Source organism: Pseudomonas sp. C8002, from assembly GCF_013385765.1.
Classification (GTDB): Bacteria; Pseudomonadota; Gammaproteobacteria; order Pseudomonadales; family Pseudomonadaceae; genus Aquipseudomonas.
The window spans coordinates 97,259-119,223 of the sequence record NZ_JACAPJ010000008.1 but is presented as its reverse complement, the minus strand read 5'-3'; the positions used below and the strand labels follow the sequence as shown (position 1 = coordinate 119,223).

Sequence of the window (21,965 nt, the reverse complement as noted above, 5' to 3'; positions counted from 1 at the left end):
CTTTCTGTGAGCGAACTCATTCGCGTACCTGACATCGGCAGCGGTGAAGGTGAAGTAATTGAACTGTTTGTGAAGGTCGGCGACACCGTCGAAGCCGACCAGAGCATCCTGACCCTGGAATCGGACAAGGCGAGCATGGAAATCCCTGCTCCCAAGGCCGGCGTGGTCAAAAGCCTGAAAGTGAAGCTGGGCGACCGCCTGAAAGAAGGCGACGAACTGCTTGAGCTGGAAATCGAAGGTGCCGCTGATGCGGCCCCTGCGGCGGCCGCTCCTGCTGCTGCCCCGGCTCCTGCCGCCGAGAAGCCTGCCGCTGCTGCCGAGGCCCCTGCGGCTCCGGCGGCTGCACCTGCCGCCGAAACAGTCCAGGACATTCATGTTCCGGACATCGGTTCGTCGGGCAAGGCCAAGATCATCGAGCTGCTGGTTAAAGTCGGCGACACCGTCGAAGCCGATCAATCGCTGATCACCCTGGAGTCCGACAAGGCCTCCATGGAAATCCCTTCGCCGGCTGCCGGTGTGGTGGAAAGCATTGCCGTGAAGCTGGAAGACGAAGTCGGCACTGGTGACTTCATCCTCAAGCTGAAAGTAGCGGGCGCTTCGGCTCCTGCTGCTGCCGCTCCGGCCGCCGCTGCTCCGGCCGCCAAGGCTGAAGCCGCACCGGCTGCCGCCGCGCCTGCACCTGCGCCTGCTGCAAAAGCCGAGGCCGCACCGGCTCCGGCGGCTGCACCTGCGCCAAGCGGTGCCAAGGTTCATGCCGGCCCTGCCGTGCGCCAACTGGCCCGTGAATTCGGCGTCGAGTTGAGCGCGGTAACCGCCAGCGGTCCTCACGGTCGCGTGCTCAAGGAAGACGTGCAGGTTTACGTCAAATCCATGATGCAGAAGGCCAAGGAAGCTCCGGCTGCCGGCGCTGCTACCGGTGGCTCGGGCATTCCGCCGATCCGCACCGTCGACTTCAGCCGCTTCGGCGAAATCGAAGAAGTGCCGATGACCCGCCTGATGCAAATCGGCGCGGCCGGCCTGCACGCCAGCTGGCTGAACATCCCGCACGTGACCCAGTTCGACCAGGCCGACATCACCGACCTGGAAGCATTCCGCGTTGCGCAGAAAGCCGTGGCCGAGAAGGCCGGCGTGAAGCTGACCGTGCTGCCCCTGCTGCTCAAGGCTTGCGCACATTTGCTCAAGGAACTGCCGGACTTCAACAGTTCGCTGGCGCCAAGCGGCAAGGCGATCATTCGCAAGAAGTACGTGCACATCGGCTTTGCCGTTGACACTCCGGATGGCCTGCTGGTACCGGTCATCAAGAACGTCGACCAGAAGAGCCTGCTGCAGCTTGCCGCTGAGGCTGCTGCACTGGCTGCCAAGGCCCGCGACAAGAAGCTCACCCCGGACGACATGCAGGGCGCGTGCTTCACCATCTCCAGCCTCGGGCACATTGGCGGCACTGGCTTCACGCCAATCGTCAACGCGCCGGAAGTGGCGATCCTGGGTGTTTCCAAGGCCACTATCCAGCCTGTGTGGGACGGTAAAGCGTTCCAGCCGAAGCTGATGCTGCCACTGTCGCTGTCCTACGATCACCGTGTGATCAACGGCGCGGCTGCCGCACGCTTCACCCAGCGCCTGAGCCAGTTGCTGAACGACATCCGCACCATCCTGCTTTAAGCCACAACAGGTCTTCTGCCCATGCAGAAGACCTGGCTTCAACGATTTCCGAGCGCCACGCTCGTACCTCAACCCCGCCAATTGGCGGGGCTTTTTTTGCCTGCTTTCCAGGGAAAACCTGGACACGGAAATCGAGGTTGTACACCGCCCATCACCCCGGTTGCAGAAAACCGCTCGCTGGCCGATAACCCACTTATAGCACTTAGCCTTCATCCTCTCTTGTCAGCCTGTGCTGCATGATGCAACCTTGCCGCAGGCAACAGTAAAGAGGGCGTGAGCCCGGCGCGATGCGCATTTTTCCAAGCGAGTTTCCCCATGAAAAGCCAACCCGATGTCGCCCGTACGGCGGCCGAGGTAGTGACGCAATTACCGGTGCCTTCGCGCCTCGGTATGCTGCGTTTCGAGCGGCTTAATGAGGCTAGCTGGGCCCTGCTGTACCTCGACCCCAATTGCGAACGCCAGTTCGGCCTGCCCGCGATGGAACTGTGCGCCCTGATCGGCTCGCCCTACGCCAGCCTGATGGAGCCCCAGGCGCGCTATCAGCTGCATGATGCGATCCAGGAACAGCTGACCATCAGCCCGCATTACCTGGTGCGCTACACCCTGCACACCAACGACGGCCCGTTGAGCCTGCTGGAACTGGGTGAAGCCTACAAACAACACAATCGTCACCTGCTGCGCGGCTACCTGATGGTGGTCGACGGCCTGTTCAGTGATCTCCCACCGGCCCCTGCGGCAGACCTGGAGAGCCAGAACAGCCGCTTGCAGATTGCCCTGGAACTCAACCAGCGCGCCCAGCAGGAACAACTGCAACACCTTGAGCGGGTACGCGCCCAGCAGGAATTGATCCTGCTGCTGGCCCGCCAGCGCTACAGCACCAACAACTCGCTGCAGGAAGCCGCCGAGCTGATTACCCGCAGTGCCTGCGATATCTACCAGATCGACTGCGCGAGCATCTGGAACCTCGAAAACCAGCATCTGGTGCCGATTTCCGCTTATCACCGCGCCGATCAGCAGCACCACCTGCCAGAGTCTATCGATGCCAGTGGCTTCCCGGATTACCTGGAAGCCCTGCAAACCAGCCGTGCGATCGACGCCACCAACGCCATGCGCGACCCACGCACGCGTGAAATGGCCGAGAGCCTGCGCCCGCGGGACATCCACGCCATGCTCGACGCCAGCATCCGCGTCGATGGCAACGTGGTCGGCGTGTTGTGCCTGGAGCAAAGTGGCAGCACCCGCGTCTGGCAGTCCGACGAGATCGCCTTTGCCGGCGAGCTGGCCGACCAGTTCGCCCAGGTGATCAACAACCACAACCGCCGCACCGCCACCAGTGCCCTGCACTTGTTCCAGCGAGCCGTGGAGCAAAGCGCCAATGCGTTCCTGCTGGTCAATTGCGACGGCGTGGTGGAATACGTCAACCCCAGCTTTACCGCGATCACCCAGTACAGCACCGAAGAAGTCCACGGCCACCAGCTGTCGGAACTGCCGGCACTGGAGAACCTCAGCGAGCTACTGTTCGACGCGCCTTCAAGCCTGGCCAAGAGCAACAGTTGGCAAGGCGAGTTCAAGAGCCGGCGCAAGAACCTCGAACCCTACTGGGGCCAGTTGTCGATCTCCAAGGTTTATGGCGACAACCGTGAGTTGACCCATTACATCGGCATCTACGAAGACATCACCCAGACCAAGCTGGCCCAGCAGCGCATCGAGCGGCTGGCCTACACCGACAACCTGACCAACCTGGGCAACCGCCCGGCGTTCATCCGCAACCTGGACGAACGCTTTGCCCGGGACAGCGACAGCCCCATCAGCCTGCTGCTGGTGGACATCGACAACTTCAAGCGGATCAACGACAGCCTCGGCCACCAGACCGGCGACAAGCTGCTGATCAGCCTGGCCCGGCGCCTGCGCAACAGCCTGACCGCCAGTGGCAGCCTGGCGCGGTTTGCCAGTAACGAATTTGCCGTGCTGCTGGACGATACCGACCTTGAAACCGGCCAGCAGGTCGCCAGCCAGTTGCTGGCCACCCTCGACAAGCCGATGTTCGTCGACAACCAGCTGATCAGCGTCACCGGCTCCGTGGGCCTCGCCTGCGCGCCGCTGCATGGCCGCGACCCGCAGACCCTGATGCGCAACGCCGGCCTGGCGCTGCACAAGGCCAAGGCCAACGGCAAACACCAGGTGCAGGTATTTACCGAAGCGCTGAATGCCGAAGCCAGCTACAAGCTGTTCGTGGAAAACAATCTGCGCCGCGCCCTGACCCAGAACGAACTGGACGTGTTCTACCAGCCCAAGCTGTGCCTGCGCAGCGGTCGTCTGCTGGGGATGGAAGCGTTGTTACGCTGGAACCATCCGGAAAAGGGCATGATCCGCCCCGATCAGTTCATCAGCGTGGCTGAAGAGACCGGGTTGATCATCCCCATCGGCAAATGGATCGCCCGCCAGGCCTGCCGCATGAGCCGACAACTGACAGCCGCCGGCATGGGCAACCTGCAAGTGGCGATCAACCTGTCGCCCAAGCAGTTTTCCGACCCGGACCTGGTGGCCTCGATTGCCACGATCCTCAAGGAAGAACAGTTGCCGGCCAACCTGCTGGAACTGGAGTTGACCGAAGGCCTGCTGCTGGAAGCCACCGAAGACACGCGCCTGCAACTGGACCAACTGAAGAGCTTCGGCTTGACCCTGGCGATGGATGACTTCGGTACCGGTTACTCGTCGCTGAGCTACCTGAAAAAATTCCCGATCGACATCATCAAGATTGATCGCAGCTTCATCCATGAAATCCCGGACAACCAGGACGACATGGAAATCACCTCGGCGGTGATCGCCATGGCCCACAACCTCAAGCTCAAGGTGGTGGCCGAAGGCATCGAGACTGCCGAGCAGCTGGCGTTCCTGCGCCGCCACCGTTGCGACGTCGGCCAGGGCTACCTGTTCGACCGGCCAATCCCGGGGGCCGAGCTGATGACGATGCTTAAACGCTACCCTCGCGGGCCAATCGCCTGACAGCGCGGTAACACTCGGGCACACTGGCAGTCTGAACTCTTACTTGTAACTCAATCTGACTGAGAGGACTGATCATGGTCTTGCGCTCGGAAATCCTGGTGAATAAAAACGTGCTTCCCACTCAAGAACAAGCTTTGCCTGGCCGTGAAACCCCGATGTCGCTGCCCGAGACGCACTTCGTCAACGGCAACCCCCTGCTGGGCCCCTTTGTCGACAACGTAGAGTTTGCGATCTTCGGCCTGGGTTGCTTCTGGGGTGCAGAGCGTCGTTTCTGGCAGCGCGACGGTGTGGTCAGCACGGTGGTGGGCTATGCCGGCGGCTACACGCCGAACCCGACGTATGAAGAAGTCTGCTCGGGCCTGACCGGCCACAGCGAAGTGGTGTTGGTGGTGTTTGACCAGGACAAGATCAGCTACGAAGAGCTGCTGAAAATGTTCTGGGAACTGCACAACCCGACCCAGGGCATGCGCCAGGGCAATGACATCGGCAGCCAGTATCGTTCGGTGATCTACGCGGTCAAGCCGGAGCACCTGGAGGCGGCGAAGGCCAGCGCAGAGGCTTATCAGGCGGAATTGACCAAGGCCGGCCTGGGCACCATCACCACCGAAATCGAAGAAGCGCCGACGGTGTATTTCGCCGAGGCGTACCACCAGCAGTACCTGGCGAAGAATCCGCAGGGTTACTGCGGAATCGGCGGCACCGGCGTGACCTGCCCGATCTAAGAGCGACACCGATAAAAATGTGGGAGCGGGCTTGCTCGCGAAAGCGGAGTGTCAGTCACTGAATGTGTTTCTGATACACCGCATTCGCGAGCAAGCCCGCTCCCACATTGGGTCTTCAATACCTTGCGATTGGCTTACTCGGCGATAAGCCAATCCATCTGCCAGCCACCCTGGGTTTGCCCAAGCTGCTTGGACAACCACGGCAGCAGCTCACGCAACTCCTCCTCCAGCCCCCACGGCGGATTGGCAATCGCCAGACCCGAACCGGTCAGGGTGTTGGGCGTGTCCAGCGGATGCACCAGCAATTCCACCCGCAGCAACTTCGGCGCACCGGTACCGGCCAGGTCCTGGTAGAAGCGGCGCAGCATGCGCTGGTCCTTCACCGGGTACCAGATCGCAGCCACTGTCTGGCGCATCCGGCTCACGGCTTCCTTGAGGGACGCGGCGCAGCGCTGCATCTCGTCGAGCTTCTCGAACGGCGGGTCTATCAACATCAACGCACGCTTTTCCGGCACCGGCAGCAATGCCCGTGGCACGTGCCAACCTTCGCCAAGGTGGACTTTCACCCGACGATCACCCTTCATGTTGTCCTTGAGCAGCAGGCCGTCTTCCGGGTGCTTTTCGTTGAGCAATACGCGGTCCTGAGGACGAGTCAGGCGTCGCGCCAGCTCCGGCGAACCCGGGTAGTAGCGCAATTCGCCATCCGGGTTCATCTCGTGCAGCACACGCATGTAATCGGCGGTCAGCGGCGGCAGGTCGGCCTGGCCCCACAGGCGGGCGATGCCTTCCAGGTATTCACCGGTACGGTTCGCCTGGTCGCCCTGCAGGTCGTACAGACCAATGCCGGCGTGGGTGTCGAGATAGGCAAACGGCTGCTCCTTGCGCGACATCAGGGCGATGAGGCGGGTCAAGGTCAGGTGTTTGAAGACATCGGCGTGGTTGCCGGCGTGATAGGCGTGACGATAATTCATGGTTGCTCCTGCGCAGGGGGCGAAGTTTACCTTTTACGCAGGCAAAGGTGCAGGGCTGCGCGTCAGGTGGCGCTTATGCCGCAAACACAGGGGCGCTGCCGAAAATAGTCTAATTGGCGGTGCGAAAGCGGATTTATTGTGGCGAGCAATTATCCATGGAGGTCATAACAACTCATGAAAGACGCCACCATCGCTTTGCACCATGGCTTCAAGTCGGACCCGACTACCAAGGCCGTCGCCGTGCCGATCTACCAGAACGTCGCTTTCGAATTCGATAACGCCCAGCACGGCGCCGACCTGTTCAACCTCGACGTGCCCGGCAATATCTACACGCGCATCATGAACCCCACCAACGACGTGCTGGAGCAACGCATCGCGGCGCTGGAAGGCGGCATCGCGGCCCTGGCGGTGTCGGCCGGCAGCGCGGCGATCCACTACGCGATCCAGACCCTGACCCGTGCCGGTGACAACATCGTCACCACCCCGCAGCTGTACGGTGGCACCTACACCCTGTTCGCCCACTTGCTGCCGAGCTTCGGCGTTGACGTGCGCTTCGCCCGTGACGACTGCGCCGAAGCCATCGCCGAGCTGATCGATGACAACACCAAACTGGTGTACTGCGAGAGCATCGGCAACCCGGCAGGCAATATCATCGATATCGAAGCCCTGGCCAACGTCGCCCACGCCCGTGGCGTGCCGCTGATGGTGGACAACACCGTGGCCACGCCAATCCTGTGCAAGCCGATCCAGTTCGGCGCGGACATCGTCGTGCATTCGGTGACCAAATACGTGGGCGGCCACGGCAACTCGCTGGGTGGCGTGATCGTCGACAGCGGCACCTTTCCCTGGACCCAGTACCCGGAGAAATTCCCCGGCCTCAACCAGCCGGAGCCGGCCTATCACGGTGTGGTCTACACCGAAAAATTCGGCCCGGCGGCGTTCATTGCCCGCGCCCGTACCGTGCCGCTGCGCAACACCGGCGCGGCCCTGGCGCCGATGAATGCATTCCTGCTGCTGCAAGGCCTGGAAACCCTGGCCCTGCGCATGGAGCGCCACACCGAAAACGCCTTGAAGATTGCCCACTTCCTGCAAGACCACGCACTGGTGGAGTGGGTCAGCTACGCCGGCCTGCCGGATCACCCCCACCATCACCTGGCGCAGAAATACATGCAGGGCAAACCGTCGGCGATTCTGTCCTTCGGCCTGAAGGGTGGTTATGAGGCGGGCGTGCGTTTCTACGATTCGCTGCAGATCTTCAAGCGCCTGGTGAACATTGGCGATGCCAAGTCCCTGGCCTGCCACCCGGCGTCCACCACCCATCGCCAGATGAATGAACAGGAGCAGGCGAAGGCCGGGGTGAAGCCGGAGATGATTCGCCTGTCTGTCGGCATTGAGGCGATTGAGGACCTGATCGAAGACTTGCAGCAGTCGCTGGCCTCAACCCAGCTCTGAGGCCAGCCAGGCGGCCAGCGCCTGATGGCTGACATCCGGCCGGCGCACGAAGTAGGCGACCTTGTGCTTCAAGGTCGCCGGCACAAAGGCGCTGTATAGGTCCGGGCGCTGTTCTTCCAGCCATTGCAACAGGTTGTCCACCTGCGTAACGCTCGATTGCTCACCCAGGCGCTGGAGAACATGCGGCGGCACTTGCCACCATGGGCCGGGCTTTGCCGCTCCCGCTGCCGTAACCGCTACCTCATGCTGGCGACCATTGATCCAGTAGCGACTGAACACCGGGAGCAACTCCTTTGCCTGTGGCCCCAGCGCCTGCAACACAGGCAGGACATAAGCACCGTCCCAGAAGCGAAAGAACACCGCCGGCCCTTCCGGCAACAGTACCTTGGTCAGGCTGCGCAGATGCTCGACGACGGTGTGCAAGGAACAGGACGACACCGCCAGCCAACCCCAGTCGATACCTTCGCATTCGGCGGCCCATTTCAGAAAAGCGCTGTCCGCGGCGACCACCGCGACGTAGGGCATGACCTCATCCCACGCAGCATACTCGCTGCCCGCCCAGATGGGGCTAAGTGCACGTCCGTCGGTACGCCGCCACGCATCGAGCGGCTTGCAGTCGCTGGCATTGCCCATCACCGCAAACAACTGCTCGCCCGCCTGCAACGGCGCAGCCTCAAGCCACTGCCCGGGAGAAATCATGGCGCACCACCGGGCAGTGATGTATTGCGATGCAGGGGCGTATTGCACACGCCATTCCTGCAGCGCTCGCACTCTTCGCAAAAGGGTGCGCTGCGCTTCAGGCTTAACACCTGGACGGCACTCAACGGTGCAGGCATTACCGCCAGCAACTTTTCCTGCAGCCCCGGCGTCAGCGGCGCTCCCGCCGGTGCCGGGGCGCCGCCAAGCTGAATTTGCGTGCTGCTGAAAATCCCGCCCGCCGAAACGTTGATCCACTGCCCACCGGCCTGGAGGGTCACGCTGGCACCCGCATCAATAACGACGTTTTGCCCGGCACCGATGTGAATGGTCAACCCGGCACGTACCTGCTGGGAGCCCGCGACCATCAGGTGATCGTCCTGCTTGAGTTCGGTCAGGCGGTTGCCGTGGGTGGTGCGCTGTTCTTCGCCCTGAAGCTCGTGACGATCAAGGCCTTTGACGATCACGTCGCGCTGGTTGTCGACCTGCACGTGCTGGTCGTGCAGTACATGCTGGGTCCAGTTGCGCTGGGCGCGCAGGTAGATTTCCTCGGCACCCTTGCGGTCCTCGATGCGCAGCTCGTTGTAGCCACCGCCGCCGGGGCTGGTCTGGCTACGGAAGATGCTGCGGGTCTTGTCGGCTGGCAGGTCCAGCGGCACCGGCGTGGCGGCATTGGCCAGGCAACCGACCACCAGCGGCGTGTCGGCGTCGCCGTCGACGAAACCCACCAGCACCTCCATGCCTACCCGCGGGATCAACACCGAGCCGTAGTGCTCATGGGCCCAGCCACTGGCCACCCGCAGCCAGCAACTGGAATGTTCGTCGTGCTCCCCGGCGCGATCCCAGGCCATCTGCACCTTGACCCGGCCATACTCGTCACAATGGATCTCGCTGCCTGCCGGCCCTGTAACCACGGCGTTTTGATAGCCAGACACCGGCGGTCGCGATACCAGCAGCGGTGTTCGAAACGGCACCTCCCATGGCGTTACGACAAAGTGATTACTGTAGCCCTGAGCCGATTCATCACCTGAGGCGTCGATGGCCGACTCCTCCAGCACCTGAGGCTGGCGCCCTGCATGCGTCACCTGGGTGACCAGCCACAAATCATTCCATTCCTGGCGAGGATGCCCTTCCATCCTCAGGAACTGCCCGCTGACCAGGGACGGCTGGTCGCTATGGCCACTGGCCTGGCGAAAGTCACCGCGATGGCGCTCCAACCTACGTTGCGCCAGGTATTTACCATGAGCGCGATCCGTAAAATTCCCGGGATAACACTGTTCCTCCAGCATGGGACGCTGGCCGCCGGACACCGTGCTTTCCAAGCTCAGGCGTGGCTTTCTGAAGTCGTAGTCCCGCAGATTCACATCGGTGGTACGGGTCTGCAACCGCAGGGTAAAACGCTTGATCACCGGCGTGTCGGCAACCATCCCCGAACCCGCCGCGTATTGAGTGGCTTGCTCAGGCTGGGCGAACACGCTCTGGTCATCGCCGAACACCAAAAGGTGGCGCTCGGGGTGATGCTGGAAGTGGTAGTGAATGCCCGACTCGGCGCACAAGCGCTGGATGAACGCCAGATCGGTTTCGCCAAACTGAACGCAGTACTCACGCTCGGGGTACACCCCGCTCAGTTGAAACGAGAAGGCATCCGCCTGGATACCCTGCCCTTCCAGCACCAGTGCAATGATCTGCGGCACCGTCCGGTTCTGGAAAATCCGCTGGTGAGCGCTGTGCTCAAGATAAGCCAACCGCGGAACCAGCGTGATCTGATAACGCGTCAGGCGCTTGCCCGAGTCGCCTTGTGCCACCCGATAAACTTGGCCATGAATACCATGGCCATGCGCATCAAACCCCAGGAACGCCTGGCGATGCATCAAGCTTTCCAGGTCAAGGTCGGGTTGCTCGCTGACCAGTTCAAGGTCAAAACGATAGGGCAGGCTGATGAATTCATCGCCCGTGAACTCACGTACCTTGAGATCACTGGGCACACCGTCGAGGGTCAGGCTAAAGGCACTTTGATTGGCAGGAGCGAACATCCGGTGTTTCTCTGCGAGTAGTGGGTGGCCGATTCTGCACCAGCTGTTTGCCGAGCTGAGTGCGCTGCAGGCAAATCAGTAAATCCCTACATCGCAGGCGCTTTAATCTTCATGTATCAGGCATCGAAGCCCTACCACCAGCGTGCTAGCGTATTCGTCCCCCGTCGCCCCATGACAATGGAAAAAACATGGCCACCCGCTACGCAAAAATCGTCCTGACCCTTGCCCTGGCAGCCTTCGCCACACTCGTGGCCTTCAGCAACATCACCGACTACGGCTCCAACTTTGCCTTCGTCAAACATGTGCTGAGCATGGACACCACCTTCCCCGGCAACGCCGCGATGTATCGCGCCATCACCACCCCATGGCTATGGCACGGTGCATATTGGCTGATCATCGCCGGTGAAGCACTGACGGCCGTGCTGCTGGCGCGTGGAGCACTGGCCTTGTGGCGGGCTCGTCGTGCCACAGGTATCGACTTCAATCGCGCCAAGAAAAGCGCAATCGTCGGGCTGACCCTGGGTTTCGTGGTGTGGTTCTTCGGCTTTATGGTGATCGGCGGCGAGTGGTTCCTGATGTGGCAATCCCATCAGTGGAACGGCCAGGAAGCGGCGTTCAAGTTTTATATGGCGATCCTGGGTGTGCTGATTTTTCTCAACCAGCCGGACACTGACCACGACTGAAAAACCACGAATTCAAAATCGGTGGATGCCCTTTCGCAAACTACTGTCAGATAGCTGACGGTAGTTTGTAGCCCTTTTCCCAAAGTATAAAAACCGCCTCACATTCAACGCTCACAGCCACCAGGCGAGCCCTTAAATTGGCCGTTTACTTCAGTGATCATCTGAATCTGTGAAAACAACACTGCGAGATCTGGAAGGCAAAAAAACGGCCCGTCATCCAAAAGATGCGGGCCGTTTTCACTTCAGCGGGCATTCAAGCCCCCGCCGATTACTTGTTGAGGTTGTAATCCGCCTCGGCTGCGTCAAACCGCTGAAGCATGCCAGCCGTCGGAGCACCCAGCTTGCTCACAAAGTAGATCGCCAGGCTGGCGAAGATGAAGCCCGGAATGATTTCGTACAGGCCAAACAGGCTGAAGTGCTTCCACACGATCACGGTGATCGCCCCCACCAGGATGCCGGCCAATGCGCCATTACGCGTCATGCCTTTCCACAGTACGGAGATCAGTACCACAGGACCGAACGCAGCACCGAAACCGGCCCAGGCGTAGCTCACCAGGCCCAGTACGCGGTTTTCCGGGTTGGCGGCCATGGCGATGGCAATCAGCGCCACCAACAGCACCATGGCACGACCGACCCATACCAGCTCAACCTGGGAGGCGTTTTTACGCAGGAAGGTTTTGTAGAAGTCTTCGGTCAGGGCGCTGGAGCACACCAGCAACTGGCAGCTCAGGGTACTCATCACGGCAGCCAGGATGGCCGACAGCAGCACACCGGCAATCCATGGGTTGAATAGCAGCTTGGCCAGTTCGATGAACACACGCTCGTGGTTCTCGGTCACGGGACCGGCGACTTCCGGGTGCGCCGAGAAGTAGGCGATACCGAAGAAGCCCACCGCCACGGTGCCGCCCAGGCACAGGATCATCCAGGTCATGGAGATGCGACGTGCGTTGGCAATCGATTTCACCGAATCCGCCGCCATGAAACGCGCGAGGATGTGCGGCTGGCCGAAGTAACCCAGGCCCCAGCCCATCAGCGAAATGATGCCGATGAAGGTGGTGTTTTTCAGCATGTTGAAGTTGTCAGGGTTCTGCGCTTCGATCGCCAGGAAGGTGGTGTCGACGCCACCGGTGGCCAGCAGCACGATGATCGGGGTCAGCAACAAGGCGAAGATCATCAGCGTGGCCTGCACGGTGTCGGTCCAGCTCACGGCCAGGAAACCACCGACGAAGGTGTAGGCAATGGTTGCGGCAGCACCGGCCCACAGCGCGGTCTCGTAGGACATGCCGAAGGTGCTTTCAAACAGACGGGCGCCAGCCACGATGCCGGAAGCGCAGTAGATGGTGAAGAACACCAGGATCACCACCGCAGAGATGATTCGCAGCAGGCCGCTTTTATCTTCGAAACGGCTGGAGAAGTAATCCGGCAGGGTCAGGGCGTCGCCGTTGTGCTCGGTCTGCACCCGCAGGCGGCCGGCTACAAACAGCCAGTTCAGGTAGGCACCGACGATCAGGCCGATGGCGATCCAGCTTTCCGACAGGCCAGACATGTAGATCGCGCCGGGCAAGCCCATCAGCAACCAGCCGCTCATGTCCGAGGCACCGGCCGAGAGCGCGGTAACCACGCTGCCGAGGCTGCGACCGCCGAGGATGTAGTCGGAAAGGTTATTGGTGGAGCGATAGGCCATAAAGCCGATCAGCACCATGGCAGCGATATAGATCACAAATGTGATCAGGGTAGGATTACTTACGCTCATTGAGTTACGCCCTGGCTTTGTTTTTATGTAGCGGCGGTCTGTCCGGACGGCCATCCACTTTGCTAGTGGATAGACGAAGCCTGGCGCCGCGCATTTATGACTGACGTTTCCCCAGGAAAGCCATCAGCCGATGAACCGTCAGTAAGAGGTTGCACCTTGGGCGCGAATGCTATTCAACAAAGCAAATAAGGTGCAACCAGTTTCTTGAGAATAAGTTGCACCTCGATGTTTTTTGTGGAAAACACCGTGTTTTTGCTCCTTTTCGGAGCAAGAGCAGCCAAAGTCATAAGCAAATGCACCAAGGCGCAGCCGATTCGGCTGCGGCGATAATTTTTCCCGATCAGCATCAAAAAATTCATGGATAAAAAGGGTTGCACCCGGTTGCACCTCTCTCGGCGCAAAGCTAATCTTGCCGCCAGCTGATGCCACGCAGTAGTGGCACCCATGAGGATAAAAAGATGGCTACGACCACCCTTGGGGTCAAACTTGACGACCCGACCCGCGAGCGCCTGAAGGCGGCCGCGACCTCCATTGATCGCACGCCGCACTGGCTGATCAAGCAGGCGATTTTCAATTACCTGGAGAAACTCGAGGGTGGTGCAACCCTGGCCGAGCTCAACGGCCTGGGCAGCAAGGACGCGGAAGAAGCCGGCGAGGTCCAGACCGACCACGCCCACCAGTGCTTCCTGGAATTTGCCGAAAGCATCCTGCCGCAATCCGTACTGCGCGCCTCGATCACCGCCGCCTACCGTCGCCCGGAGCCGGAAGTGGTGCCGATGCTGATCGAGCAGGCTCGCCTGCCCGCGGCAATGGCCGAGGCCACCAACAAGCTCGCCTCTTCGATCGCCGAGAAACTGCGCAATCAGAAAAGCGCCGGCGGCCGTGCAGGCATCGTCCAGGGCCTGCTGCAGGAATTCTCCCTGTCGTCCCAGGAAGGCGTAGCGCTGATGTGCCTCGCCGAAGCGCTGCTGCGCATCCCGGACAAGGGCACCCGCGACGCACTGATCCGCGACAAGATCAGCACCGGCAACTGGCACCCGCACCTGGGCAACAGCCCGTCGCTGTTCGTCAACGCCGCCACCTGGGGCCTGTTGCTGACCGGCAAACTGGTCGCGACCCACAACGAAGCCGGCCTGACCTCATCCCTGAGCCGCATCATCGGCAAGAGCGGCGAGCCGATGATCCGCAAGGGCGTCGACATGGCCATGCGCCTGATGGGCGAGCAGTTCGTCACCGGCGAAACCATCGCCGAAGCCCTGGCCAATGCGAGCAAGTTCGAAGCCAAGGGCTTCCGCTATTCCTACGACATGCTCGGTGAAGCCGCACTCACCGAACATGACGCCCAGAAGTACCTGGCCTCGTACGAACAAGCCATCCACTCGATCGGCAAGGCGTCCCACGGTCGCGGGATTTATGAAGGCCCGGGCATTTCCATCAAGCTCTCGGCGCTGCACCCGCGTTACAGCCGTGCGCAGTACGAGCGGGTGATGGACGAGTTGTACCCGCGCCTGCTGTCGCTGACCCTGCTGGCCAAGCAGTACGACATCGGCCTGAACATCGACGCCGAAGAAGCCGATCGCCTGGAGCTGTCCCTCGACCTGCTGGAACGCCTGTGCTTCGAGCCGCAACTGACCGGCTGGAACGGCATCGGTTTCGTGATCCAGGCTTACCAGAAGCGTTGCCCGTATGTGATCGACTACGTGATCGACCTGGCACGCCGCAGCCGCCACCGCCTGATGATCCGCCTGGTAAAAGGCGCGTACTGGGACAGCGAAATCAAGCGCGCCCAGGTCGAAGGCCTGGAAGGCTATCCGGTGTACACCCGCAAGGTGTACACCGACGTTTCCTACATTGCCTGCGCACGCAAACTGCTTTCGGTACCGGAAGTTATCTACCCGCAGTTCGCTACCCACAACGCCCACACCCTGTCGGCGATCTACCACATCGCCGGTCAGAACTATTACCCCGGCCAGTACGAGTTCCAATGCCTGCACGGCATGGGCGAACCGCTGTACGAGCAGGTTGTAGGCAAGGTCTCCGAAGGCAAGCTGAACCGTCCGTGCCGCGTGTACGCACCCGTCGGCACCCACGAAACACTGCTGGCTTACCTGGTGCGTCGCCTGCTGGAAAACGGCGCCAACACCTCATTCGTCAACCGTATTGCCGACCAATCCATCTCGATCCAGGAGCTGGTGGCCGATCCAGTGGCCAGCATCGAGCAGATGGCGACGCTGGAAGGCGGCTTCGGCCTGCCGCACCCGCGTATCCCGCTGCCGCGTGACCTGTATGGTGCCGAGCGCGCCAACTCCGCCGGTATCGACCTGGCCAACGAACACCGCCTGGCGTCGCTGTCCTGCGCCTTGCTGGCTACCGCGCATAACAACTGGAAAGCCGCGCCGATGCTCGGTTGCGCTTCCAGCAATGAAGCGGCTGCACCGGTGTTGAACCCGTCGGATCTGCGTGACGTCGTCGGCCACGTACAGGAAGCAACTGTCGAAGACGTCGACAACGCCATCCAGTGCGCCCTGAACGCTGCGCCAATCTGGCAGGCCACCCCGCCCGCCGAACGCGCCGCGATCCTGGAACGTGCCGCCGACCTGATGGAAGGCGAGATCCAGCCGCTGATGGGCCTGCTGGCCCGCGAAGCCGGCAAGACCTTCGCCAACGCCATCGCCGAAGTGCGTGAAGCCGTGGACTTCCTGCGTTACTACGCGGTGCAGGCTCGCAACGATTTCACCAACGACGCTCACCGCCCGCTGGGCCCGGTGGTGTGCATCAGCCCGTGGAACTTCCCGCTGGCGATCTTCAGTGGCCAGGTCGCCGCTGCACTGGCCGCCGGCAACCCGGTACTGGCCAAGCCTGCCGAGCAAACACCGCTGGTGGCCGCACAAGCCGTGCGCCTGCTGCTGGAAGCCGGGATTCCGGAAGGCGTGCTGCAACTGCTGCCGGGCCAGGGCGAAACCGTCGGTGCGCGCCTGGTGGGTGATGATCGCGTCAAGGGCGTGATGTTCACCGGTTCCACCGAGGTTGCGCGCTTGCTGCAACGCAGTGTCGCCGGCCGTCTGGATGCACAGGGTCGTCCGATTCCGCTGATCGCCGAAACCGGTGGCCAGAACGCAATGATCGTCGACTCCTCGGCGCTCACCGAACAAGTGGTGATCGACGTGGTGTCCTCGGCCTTCGACAGTGCCGGCCAACGTTGCTCGGCCCTGCGCGTGCTGTGCTTGCAGGAAGATTCCGCTGACCGCGTCATCGAAATGCTTAAAGGTGCCATGGCTGAATGCCGCCTCGGCAACCCGGAGCGCCTGTCGGTGGATATTGGCCCGGTGATCGACGCCGAAGCCAAGGCTGGCATCGAGAAACATATCCAGGCCATGCGCGACAAAGGCCGCAACGTTTACCAGGTCGCGATTGCCGATAGCGAAGAGATCAAGCGCGGTACCTTCGTGATGCCAACCCTGATCGAACTGGAAAGCTTCGACGAACTGCAACGGGAGATCTTCGGCCCGGTGCTGCACGTGGTGCGCTACAAGCGCAAAGAGATCGACCAGCTTATCGGCCAGATCAATGCCTCCGGCTATGGCCTGACCCTGGGCGTGCACACCCGCATCGACGAGACCATCGCCAAGGTGATCGACAACGTCCATGCCGGTAACGTCTACGTTAACCGCAACATCGTGGGCGCCGTGGTCGGTGTGCAGCCGTTCGGTGGCGAAGGCTTGTCGGGCACTGGCCCGAAAGCTGGCGGCCCGCTGTATCTGTACCGTTTGCTGTCGACCCGTCCTACGGACGCCATCGAGCAATCCTTCGTCCGTGGTGATGCACTGGCCGCACCGGATGTTCGCCTGCGGGATGCCATGAGCAAGCCGCTGACCGCCCTGAAAGCCTGGGCCGACAGCAGCAAGCTCAGCGACTTTAGCGCCCTGTGCGTGCAGTTCGCCGCGCAATCCCAAAGCGGTATCACCCGCCAACTGGCCGGCCCGACCGGCGAGCGCAACAGCTATGCCATCCTGCCCCGCGAGCACGTGTTGTGCCTGGCGGAAGTGGAAGGCGACCTGCTGACGCAACTGGCGGCCGTGCTGGCAGTCGGCGGCTCGGCGGTATGGCCGGAAACTGAATTGACCAAGGCCGTGTTCGCACGTTTGCCGAAGGAGCTTCAGGCGAAGATCAAGTTGGTGGCTGACTGGACCAAGGATGAAACCGTGTTTGATGCCGTGCTGCATCACGGTGATTCCGACCAACTGCGCGGGGTTTGCCAGCAAGTGGCCAAGCGTGGCGGGGCGATTGTCGGGGTTCACGGTTTGTCTTCGGGCGAAACCGGGATCGCCCTGGAGCGCCTGGTGATCGAACGGGCGTTGAGCGTCAACACTGCTGCTGCGGGTGGTAACGCCAGCCTGATGACTATCGGCTAACTGACGAAACGCGGTCAAAATGTGGGAGCAGGCTTATGTGGGAGCTGGCTTGCCTGCGATGGCATCACCTCGGTGTATCTGACACATCGAGGTGCCTGCATCGCGGGCAAGCCCGGCTCCCACAAAAGCCCCCACATTGACCGCGTTCCACCTTCGAGCCGCGTTTTGCCCCTCCATCACCCAGATCAATCTTGCTATCCAGCCTCTATTTGCGCACTTAGACTCAGGCCCATTCCCACACAGGTAAGCCGCCATGTCCGAGACGCTGCTCAGTTCCCGCAATCTGGCTTTCGAGCTGTACGAAGTCCTCGATGCCGAGGGCCTGACCCAGCGCGAGCGGTTTGCCGAACACAACCGTGAAACCTTCGACGCCGCCATCGGCACCGCCCGCAGCATTGCCGAGAAGTTCTTCGCCCCGCATAACCGCAAGGGCGACGAGAACGAGCCCCGCTACGAAAACGGTCAGGCGATTCTGATTCCCGAGGTGAAACCGGCGGTAGATGCCTTCCTCGAAGCCGGTTTTCTCAACGCCGCCCGCAGCTTCGAAGCCGGTGGCATGCAACTGCCCACCCTGCTCTCCCAGGCGTGTTTCGCCCACTTCCAGTCGGCCAACGCCGCATCCACGTCCTACCCGTTCCTGACCATGGGCGCCGCCAACCTGATCGAGAGCTTCGGCACCGAGGAGCAGAAACAACGCTTCCTGCAACCAATGATCGAAGGCCGCTTCTTCGGCACCATGGCCTTGACCGAGCCCCATGCGGGCTCATCGCTGTCGGATATTCGTACCCGCGCAGAGCCGGCGGCTGACGGCAGCTATCGCCTCAAGGGCAACAAGATCTTCATCTCCGGCGGCGATCACCCGCTGTCGGAGAACATCGTGCACATGGTGCTGGCCAAGCTGCCGGACGCACCTGCCGGGGTGAAGGGCATTTCGCTGTTTATCGTGCCCAAGTTCCTGGTCAACGACGACGGCAGCCTGGGCAAGCGCAACGATGTGCTGCTGGCCGGGCTGTTTCACAAGATGGGCTGGCGTGGCACCACCTCGACCGCGTTGAATTTCGGCGATAACGGCGAGTGCGTCGGCTACCTGGTGGGCCAGCCGCACCAGGGCCTGAGTTGCATGTTCCAGATGATGAACGAAGCGCGGATCGGCGTGGGCATGGGCGCGGTGATGCTGGGTTACGCCGGCTACCTGTACTCCCTGGAATATGCCCGTGAACGTCCGCAAGGCCGCTTGCCCGACAGCAAGGACCCCAACACCGCGCCGGTGTCGATCATCCAGCACGCCGATATCAAACGCATGCTGTTGACCCAAAAAGCCTACGTGGAAGGTGCCTTCGACCTTGGCTTGTACGCCGCACGGTTGTTCGATGACACCACTACTCTGCCCAACGAAGCCGAGCGCAAACAGGCCCACGAACTGCTGGACCTGCTGACGCCGATCGTCAAATCCTGGCCGTCGGAGTTTTGCCTTAAAGCCAACGAACTGGCGATCCAGATCCTCGGCGGCCACGGCTACACCCGCGAATACCCGGTGGAGCAGTACTACCGCGACAACCGCCTGAACCCGATCCATGAAGGCACCCACGGCATTCAGTCGCTGGACTTGCTCGGGCGCAAACTGGCGCAGAACGGCGGTGCGGGCTTGAAGCAACTGATCCGCCTGATCGCCGAGACCGGCGCACGGGCACAGGAGTATCCGTCGCTGAATGCCTTGCGGGAACCGCTGGAACAACTGGTGGCGCGCCTGCAAGAGGTCACCCTCGGCCTGCTGACGGATCTCGCCCAGGGCAAGGTCAACAGCAGCCTGGCGAATTCGGCGCTGTACCTGAAGGTGTTCGGGCATACGGTGATTGGCTGGCGCTGGCTGGAACAGGCAATTCGCGCCGAGGAAGGGCTGGCCAGGGGCAATGCTGCCGATGTCGCCTTCTATAAGGGCAAGCTCCAGGCCGCCCGGTACTTCCTGACGTGGGAAATACCGGGCTGCCATCATGAACTGGCGATTCTCGAGGCACGCGATGACACGTGCCTGGGGATGCAGGATGAGTGGTTCTAAGGCGTTCCGATTGCCTTGGAAATCACCTCGACCGTGGCGCTGACTTGCTCTTGGTAACGGTCGAGTTCCTGCTGATGGTGCTTTTGCATTTCGATCTGCTCGGCGCACAGGTTCAGCGCCGCCAGCACCAATAGCTTGTCACCGATCAACGTCGGGTACTTTTTCTTGGTGGTGGCCAGGGATGCCTTGAGTATCGTCACGGCGCTCATCAGGGTGTTGTCTTCCCCCTCCGGTGCCTTGATCGAGTAATCCTCACCGAGAATCGAAACGACCTTTATCCCTTCATTCATGCGCTGACAGGACCTGCGCTCACACGCTCAACCAACGCCTGGATACGGGCAGCGGTGGCGCCCTGCTTTTCTTCCTGTTCCATCAGGTTCAGCTGCAAGCTGTCGTTTTCATCCTTGGCGCGAGCCAGTTCGGCCTTGAGGGATTCGTTGGTGCCCAGTAGATCCTGGTTCTGCTGTACCAGGTCGCTGACCAGTTGTTCCAATTGGCTGAGGGATGCTTCTAACATTTTGATTTCTCGGGCTTTTCAAAGGGCGGTGACGATAAAGAAAATTCACCTCGGATGCCAGGGTTATCCCTGGCGCGGGGCCTTGATTTTACAGGGCAGGCCACGCTTTCGAGCCTTAGTGACTGCATTTATGGCATCTGGTTCCTGAATCCCGTCGGCCCGCCCCGATCTGCGACAAAAGCGCGCACCCCCTCAAGACTTTAGTCGTATGACCGATAGGTCATGGACACCCCGCTCAAACCCCGCATGGATCGCGCTTCTCCCCAGGATCACAACATGTCTCTTCGTAATATGAATATCGCGCCGCGGGCCTTTCTCGGCTTCGCGTTGATTGGCGCGCTGATGTTGTTTCTCGGTGTGTTCGCCCTGAACCAGATGAGCAAGATCCGTGCGGCGACGGAAGACATCACCCTTAGCAGCGTGCCGAGCATTCGCGCCCTGGACGAGTTCACTCAACTGACCCTGCGCCTGCGGGTGCTGTCGTATCGCCTGCTGACCAACCGCGAGCCTGACGTCCAGCAAAAGACCCTTGAGTCTTTTGACGTGCGCAATCAGCAGATTCGTACGGCCCAGGCGGTCTACGAGAAGTTGATCGACAGCAGCGAAGAACGTGCTGCCTACGATGAATACGTGCGTCTGCTGGCCCAGTACCATCAGATTGAAGAGCGCATGAAGAGCCTGTCACGGGCCAATCAGGTGGAAGAGCTGCGCACGCTGCTGAATACCGAGCTGCTGAACAACTCGGATCAGGTGAACGCCGTACTGAACCGCCTGCTGGACATCAACAACAAGATGGCGCTGGCCACCAACCAGCAAGCTGCCGACCAGTACGACATGGCGTTTGAGCTAGTGGTGATCCTGCTGATCCTCGCCACGGCGCTGACCATGCTGTTCGCCTGGTTGCTGACCCGCAGCATCACCCTGCCGATCGCCCAGGCCCTGGATGCCGCCGAGGAAATCGCCGAAGGCAACCTGACGCGCCCGATCAAGGTGGAAGGCAACGACGAAGCCGGCCGACTACTGTTGGCAATGGCCAAGATGCAGGACAAATTGAAGGACACCTTGCAGCGCATTTCCGGCTCGGCCACCCAATTGGCCTCCGCCGCGGAAGAGCTGAATGCCGTGACCGACGAAAGCGCCCGTGGCCTGACCCAGCAAAACAACGAAATCGAACAGGCCGCCACGGCGGTGAACGAGATGACCAGCGCGGTTGAAGAAGTGGCCCGCAACGCGGTCAGCACTTCCGAAGCCTCGAAGAACGCCACGTCGTCTGCGGGCGATGGACGTGATTTGGTGCAGGAAACCGTCAGCGCCATTGAACGCATGAGCAGCGACGTGCAAGCCACTGCCACCTTGATCGGCAACCTGGCGGAAGAGTCCCGGGACATCGGCAAGGTGCTGGACGTGATTCGTGGCTTGGCTGACCAGACCAACCTGCTGGCCCTGAACGCCGCGATTGAAGCGGCGCGTGCCGGTGAAGCCGGGCGTGGTTTTGCGGTGGTGGCGGATGAGGTGCGGGCCCTGGCCCATCGCACCCAGCAGTCCACCAGCGAAATCGAGCGGATGATCGGCAGCATTCAGGCCGGTACCGAGCATGCAGTGGATTCGATGCGCAACAGCACCGAGCGGGCGGAATCGACGTTGAACATCGCCAAGGGTGCGGGGATGTCGCTGGACACCATCAACACTGCCATCGTTGAAATCAACGAGCGCAACCTGGTGATCGCCAGTGCCGCCGAAGAGCAGGCGCAGGTGGCGCGGGAAGTGGATCGTAACCTGGTGAATATTCGTGACTTGTCGGTGCAGTCGGCAACCGGCGCCAGCCAGACCAGTGCGGCGAGCAGTGAGCTGTCGCGGTTGGCGGTGGATTTGAACGGGATGGTGGGGCGGTTCAGGCTTTAACGGATACCGCAGGGCTAAAAATGTGGGAGCGGGCTTGCTCGCGAATGCGGTGGATCAGCTACGCATAACGCGACTGACACACCGCTTTCGCGAGCAAGCCCGC

General features: G+C 61.3%; 15 protein-coding genes. 8 read left to right on the top strand and 7 right to left on the bottom strand.

The window, feature by feature from the left end; all coding sequences use genetic code 11:
- Positions 1–6 precede the first annotated feature (6 nt).
- The 3 genes from aceF to msrA all read left to right on the top strand — a co-directional run bounded on the left by aceF (position 7) and on the right by msrA (position 5,387).
- Positions 7–1,659, top strand: a complete 1,653-nt coding sequence (gene aceF / locus HX814_RS14325) for a dihydrolipoyllysine-residue acetyltransferase (protein WP_003209438.1) — start codon at positions 7–9, stop codon at positions 1,657–1,659.
- Between the two features lie 315 nt (positions 1,660–1,974).
- Positions 1,975–4,665 carry a bifunctional diguanylate cyclase/phosphodiesterase gene (locus HX814_RS14320; RefSeq protein WP_003209437.1) on the top strand — a complete coding sequence of 897 codons (2,691 nt, stop codon included), beginning with the start codon at positions 1,975–1,977 and terminating at the stop codon, positions 4,663–4,665.
- Positions 4,666–4,739: 74 nt separating this feature from the next.
- A complete protein-coding gene (gene msrA / locus HX814_RS14315; RefSeq protein ID WP_003209436.1) occupies positions 4,740–5,387 on the top strand; it encodes a peptide-methionine (S)-S-oxide reductase MsrA in 648 nt (215 codons plus the stop codon).
- Between the two features lie 134 nt (positions 5,388–5,521).
- On the opposite strand, the gene HX814_RS14310 is transcribed toward msrA, so the two are convergent.
- Positions 5,522–6,358, bottom strand: a complete 837-nt coding sequence (locus tag HX814_RS14310) for a 23S rRNA (adenine(2030)-N(6))-methyltransferase RlmJ (protein ID WP_003209435.1) — start codon at positions 6,356–6,358, stop codon at positions 5,522–5,524.
- A 174-nt stretch (positions 6,359–6,532) separates the two neighbouring features.
- On the opposite strand from HX814_RS14310, the gene HX814_RS14305 reads away from it, so the two are divergent.
- Positions 6,533–7,810, top strand: a complete 1,278-nt coding sequence (locus tag HX814_RS14305) for an O-acetylhomoserine aminocarboxypropyltransferase/cysteine synthase family protein (RefSeq protein ID WP_008439168.1) — start codon at positions 6,533–6,535, stop codon at positions 7,808–7,810.
- Here HX814_RS14305 and HX814_RS14300 read toward each other — a convergent pair.
- Complete coding sequence (locus HX814_RS14300) at positions 7,796–8,509, bottom strand: DUF4123 domain-containing protein (RefSeq protein ID WP_177008303.1); 714 nt, start codon at positions 8,507–8,509, stop codon at positions 7,796–7,798. The two genes, HX814_RS14305 and HX814_RS14300, sit on opposite strands and share 15 nt — an antisense overlap.
- Positions 8,506–10,539, bottom strand: a complete 2,034-nt coding sequence (locus HX814_RS14295) for a type VI secretion system tip protein VgrG (RefSeq protein ID WP_177008302.1) — start codon at positions 10,537–10,539, stop codon at positions 8,506–8,508. The genes HX814_RS14300 and HX814_RS14295 overlap by 4 nt, the downstream gene beginning before the upstream one ends.
- Positions 10,540–10,727: 188 nt before the next feature.
- Here HX814_RS14295 and HX814_RS14290 point away from each other — a divergent pair, with 188 nt between their 5' ends.
- Entirely contained in the window at positions 10,728–11,222 is a 495-nt protein-coding gene (locus HX814_RS14290) for a DUF2165 family protein (protein WP_008439179.1), read from the top strand.
- Positions 11,223–11,490: 268 nt separating this feature from the next.
- On the opposite strand, the gene putP is transcribed toward HX814_RS14290, so the two are convergent.
- Together putP and HX814_RS14280 are read right to left on the bottom strand one after the other, a co-directional pair.
- Positions 11,491–12,975: a sodium/proline symporter PutP gene (gene putP, locus HX814_RS14285; protein ID WP_003209422.1), complete on the bottom strand. Its 1,485-nt coding sequence runs from the start codon at positions 12,973–12,975 to the stop codon at positions 11,491–11,493.
- A gap of 138 nt (positions 12,976–13,113) precedes the next feature.
- Positions 13,114–13,404 carry a hypothetical protein gene (locus HX814_RS14280; protein WP_157222894.1) on the bottom strand — a complete coding sequence of 97 codons (291 nt, stop codon included), beginning with the start codon at positions 13,402–13,404 and terminating at the stop codon, positions 13,114–13,116.
- 29 nt (positions 13,405–13,433) lie between these two features.
- Between HX814_RS14280 and putA the strand changes: the two genes are divergently transcribed.
- Together putA and HX814_RS14270 are read left to right on the top strand one after the other, a co-directional pair.
- Positions 13,434–17,387: a trifunctional transcriptional regulator/proline dehydrogenase/L-glutamate gamma-semialdehyde dehydrogenase gene (gene putA / locus HX814_RS14275; protein WP_177008301.1), complete on the top strand. Its 3,954-nt coding sequence runs from the start codon at positions 13,434–13,436 to the stop codon at positions 17,385–17,387.
- Positions 17,388–17,640: 253 nt separating this feature from the next.
- A complete protein-coding gene (locus HX814_RS14270) occupies positions 17,641–19,443 on the top strand; it encodes an acyl-CoA dehydrogenase (protein WP_177008300.1) in 1,803 nt (600 codons plus the stop codon).
- Here the strand turns inward: HX814_RS14270 and HX814_RS14265 are convergent.
- Entirely contained in the window at positions 19,440–19,733 is a 294-nt protein-coding gene (locus tag HX814_RS14265; protein WP_177008299.1) for a cell division protein ZapA, read from the bottom strand. The two genes, HX814_RS14270 and HX814_RS14265, sit on opposite strands and share 4 nt — an antisense overlap.
- Positions 19,730–19,960: a hypothetical protein gene (locus HX814_RS14260; protein WP_003209413.1), complete on the bottom strand. Its 231-nt coding sequence runs from the start codon at positions 19,958–19,960 to the stop codon at positions 19,730–19,732. Before HX814_RS14260 ends, HX814_RS14265 begins: the two co-directional genes overlap by 4 nt.
- Before the next feature lie 276 nt (positions 19,961–20,236).
- Here HX814_RS14260 and HX814_RS14255 point away from each other — a divergent pair, with 276 nt between their 5' ends.
- Complete coding sequence (locus tag HX814_RS14255) at positions 20,237–21,862, top strand: methyl-accepting chemotaxis protein (RefSeq protein WP_023659353.1); 1,626 nt, start codon at positions 20,237–20,239, stop codon at positions 21,860–21,862.
- Positions 21,863–21,965 lie beyond the last annotated feature (103 nt).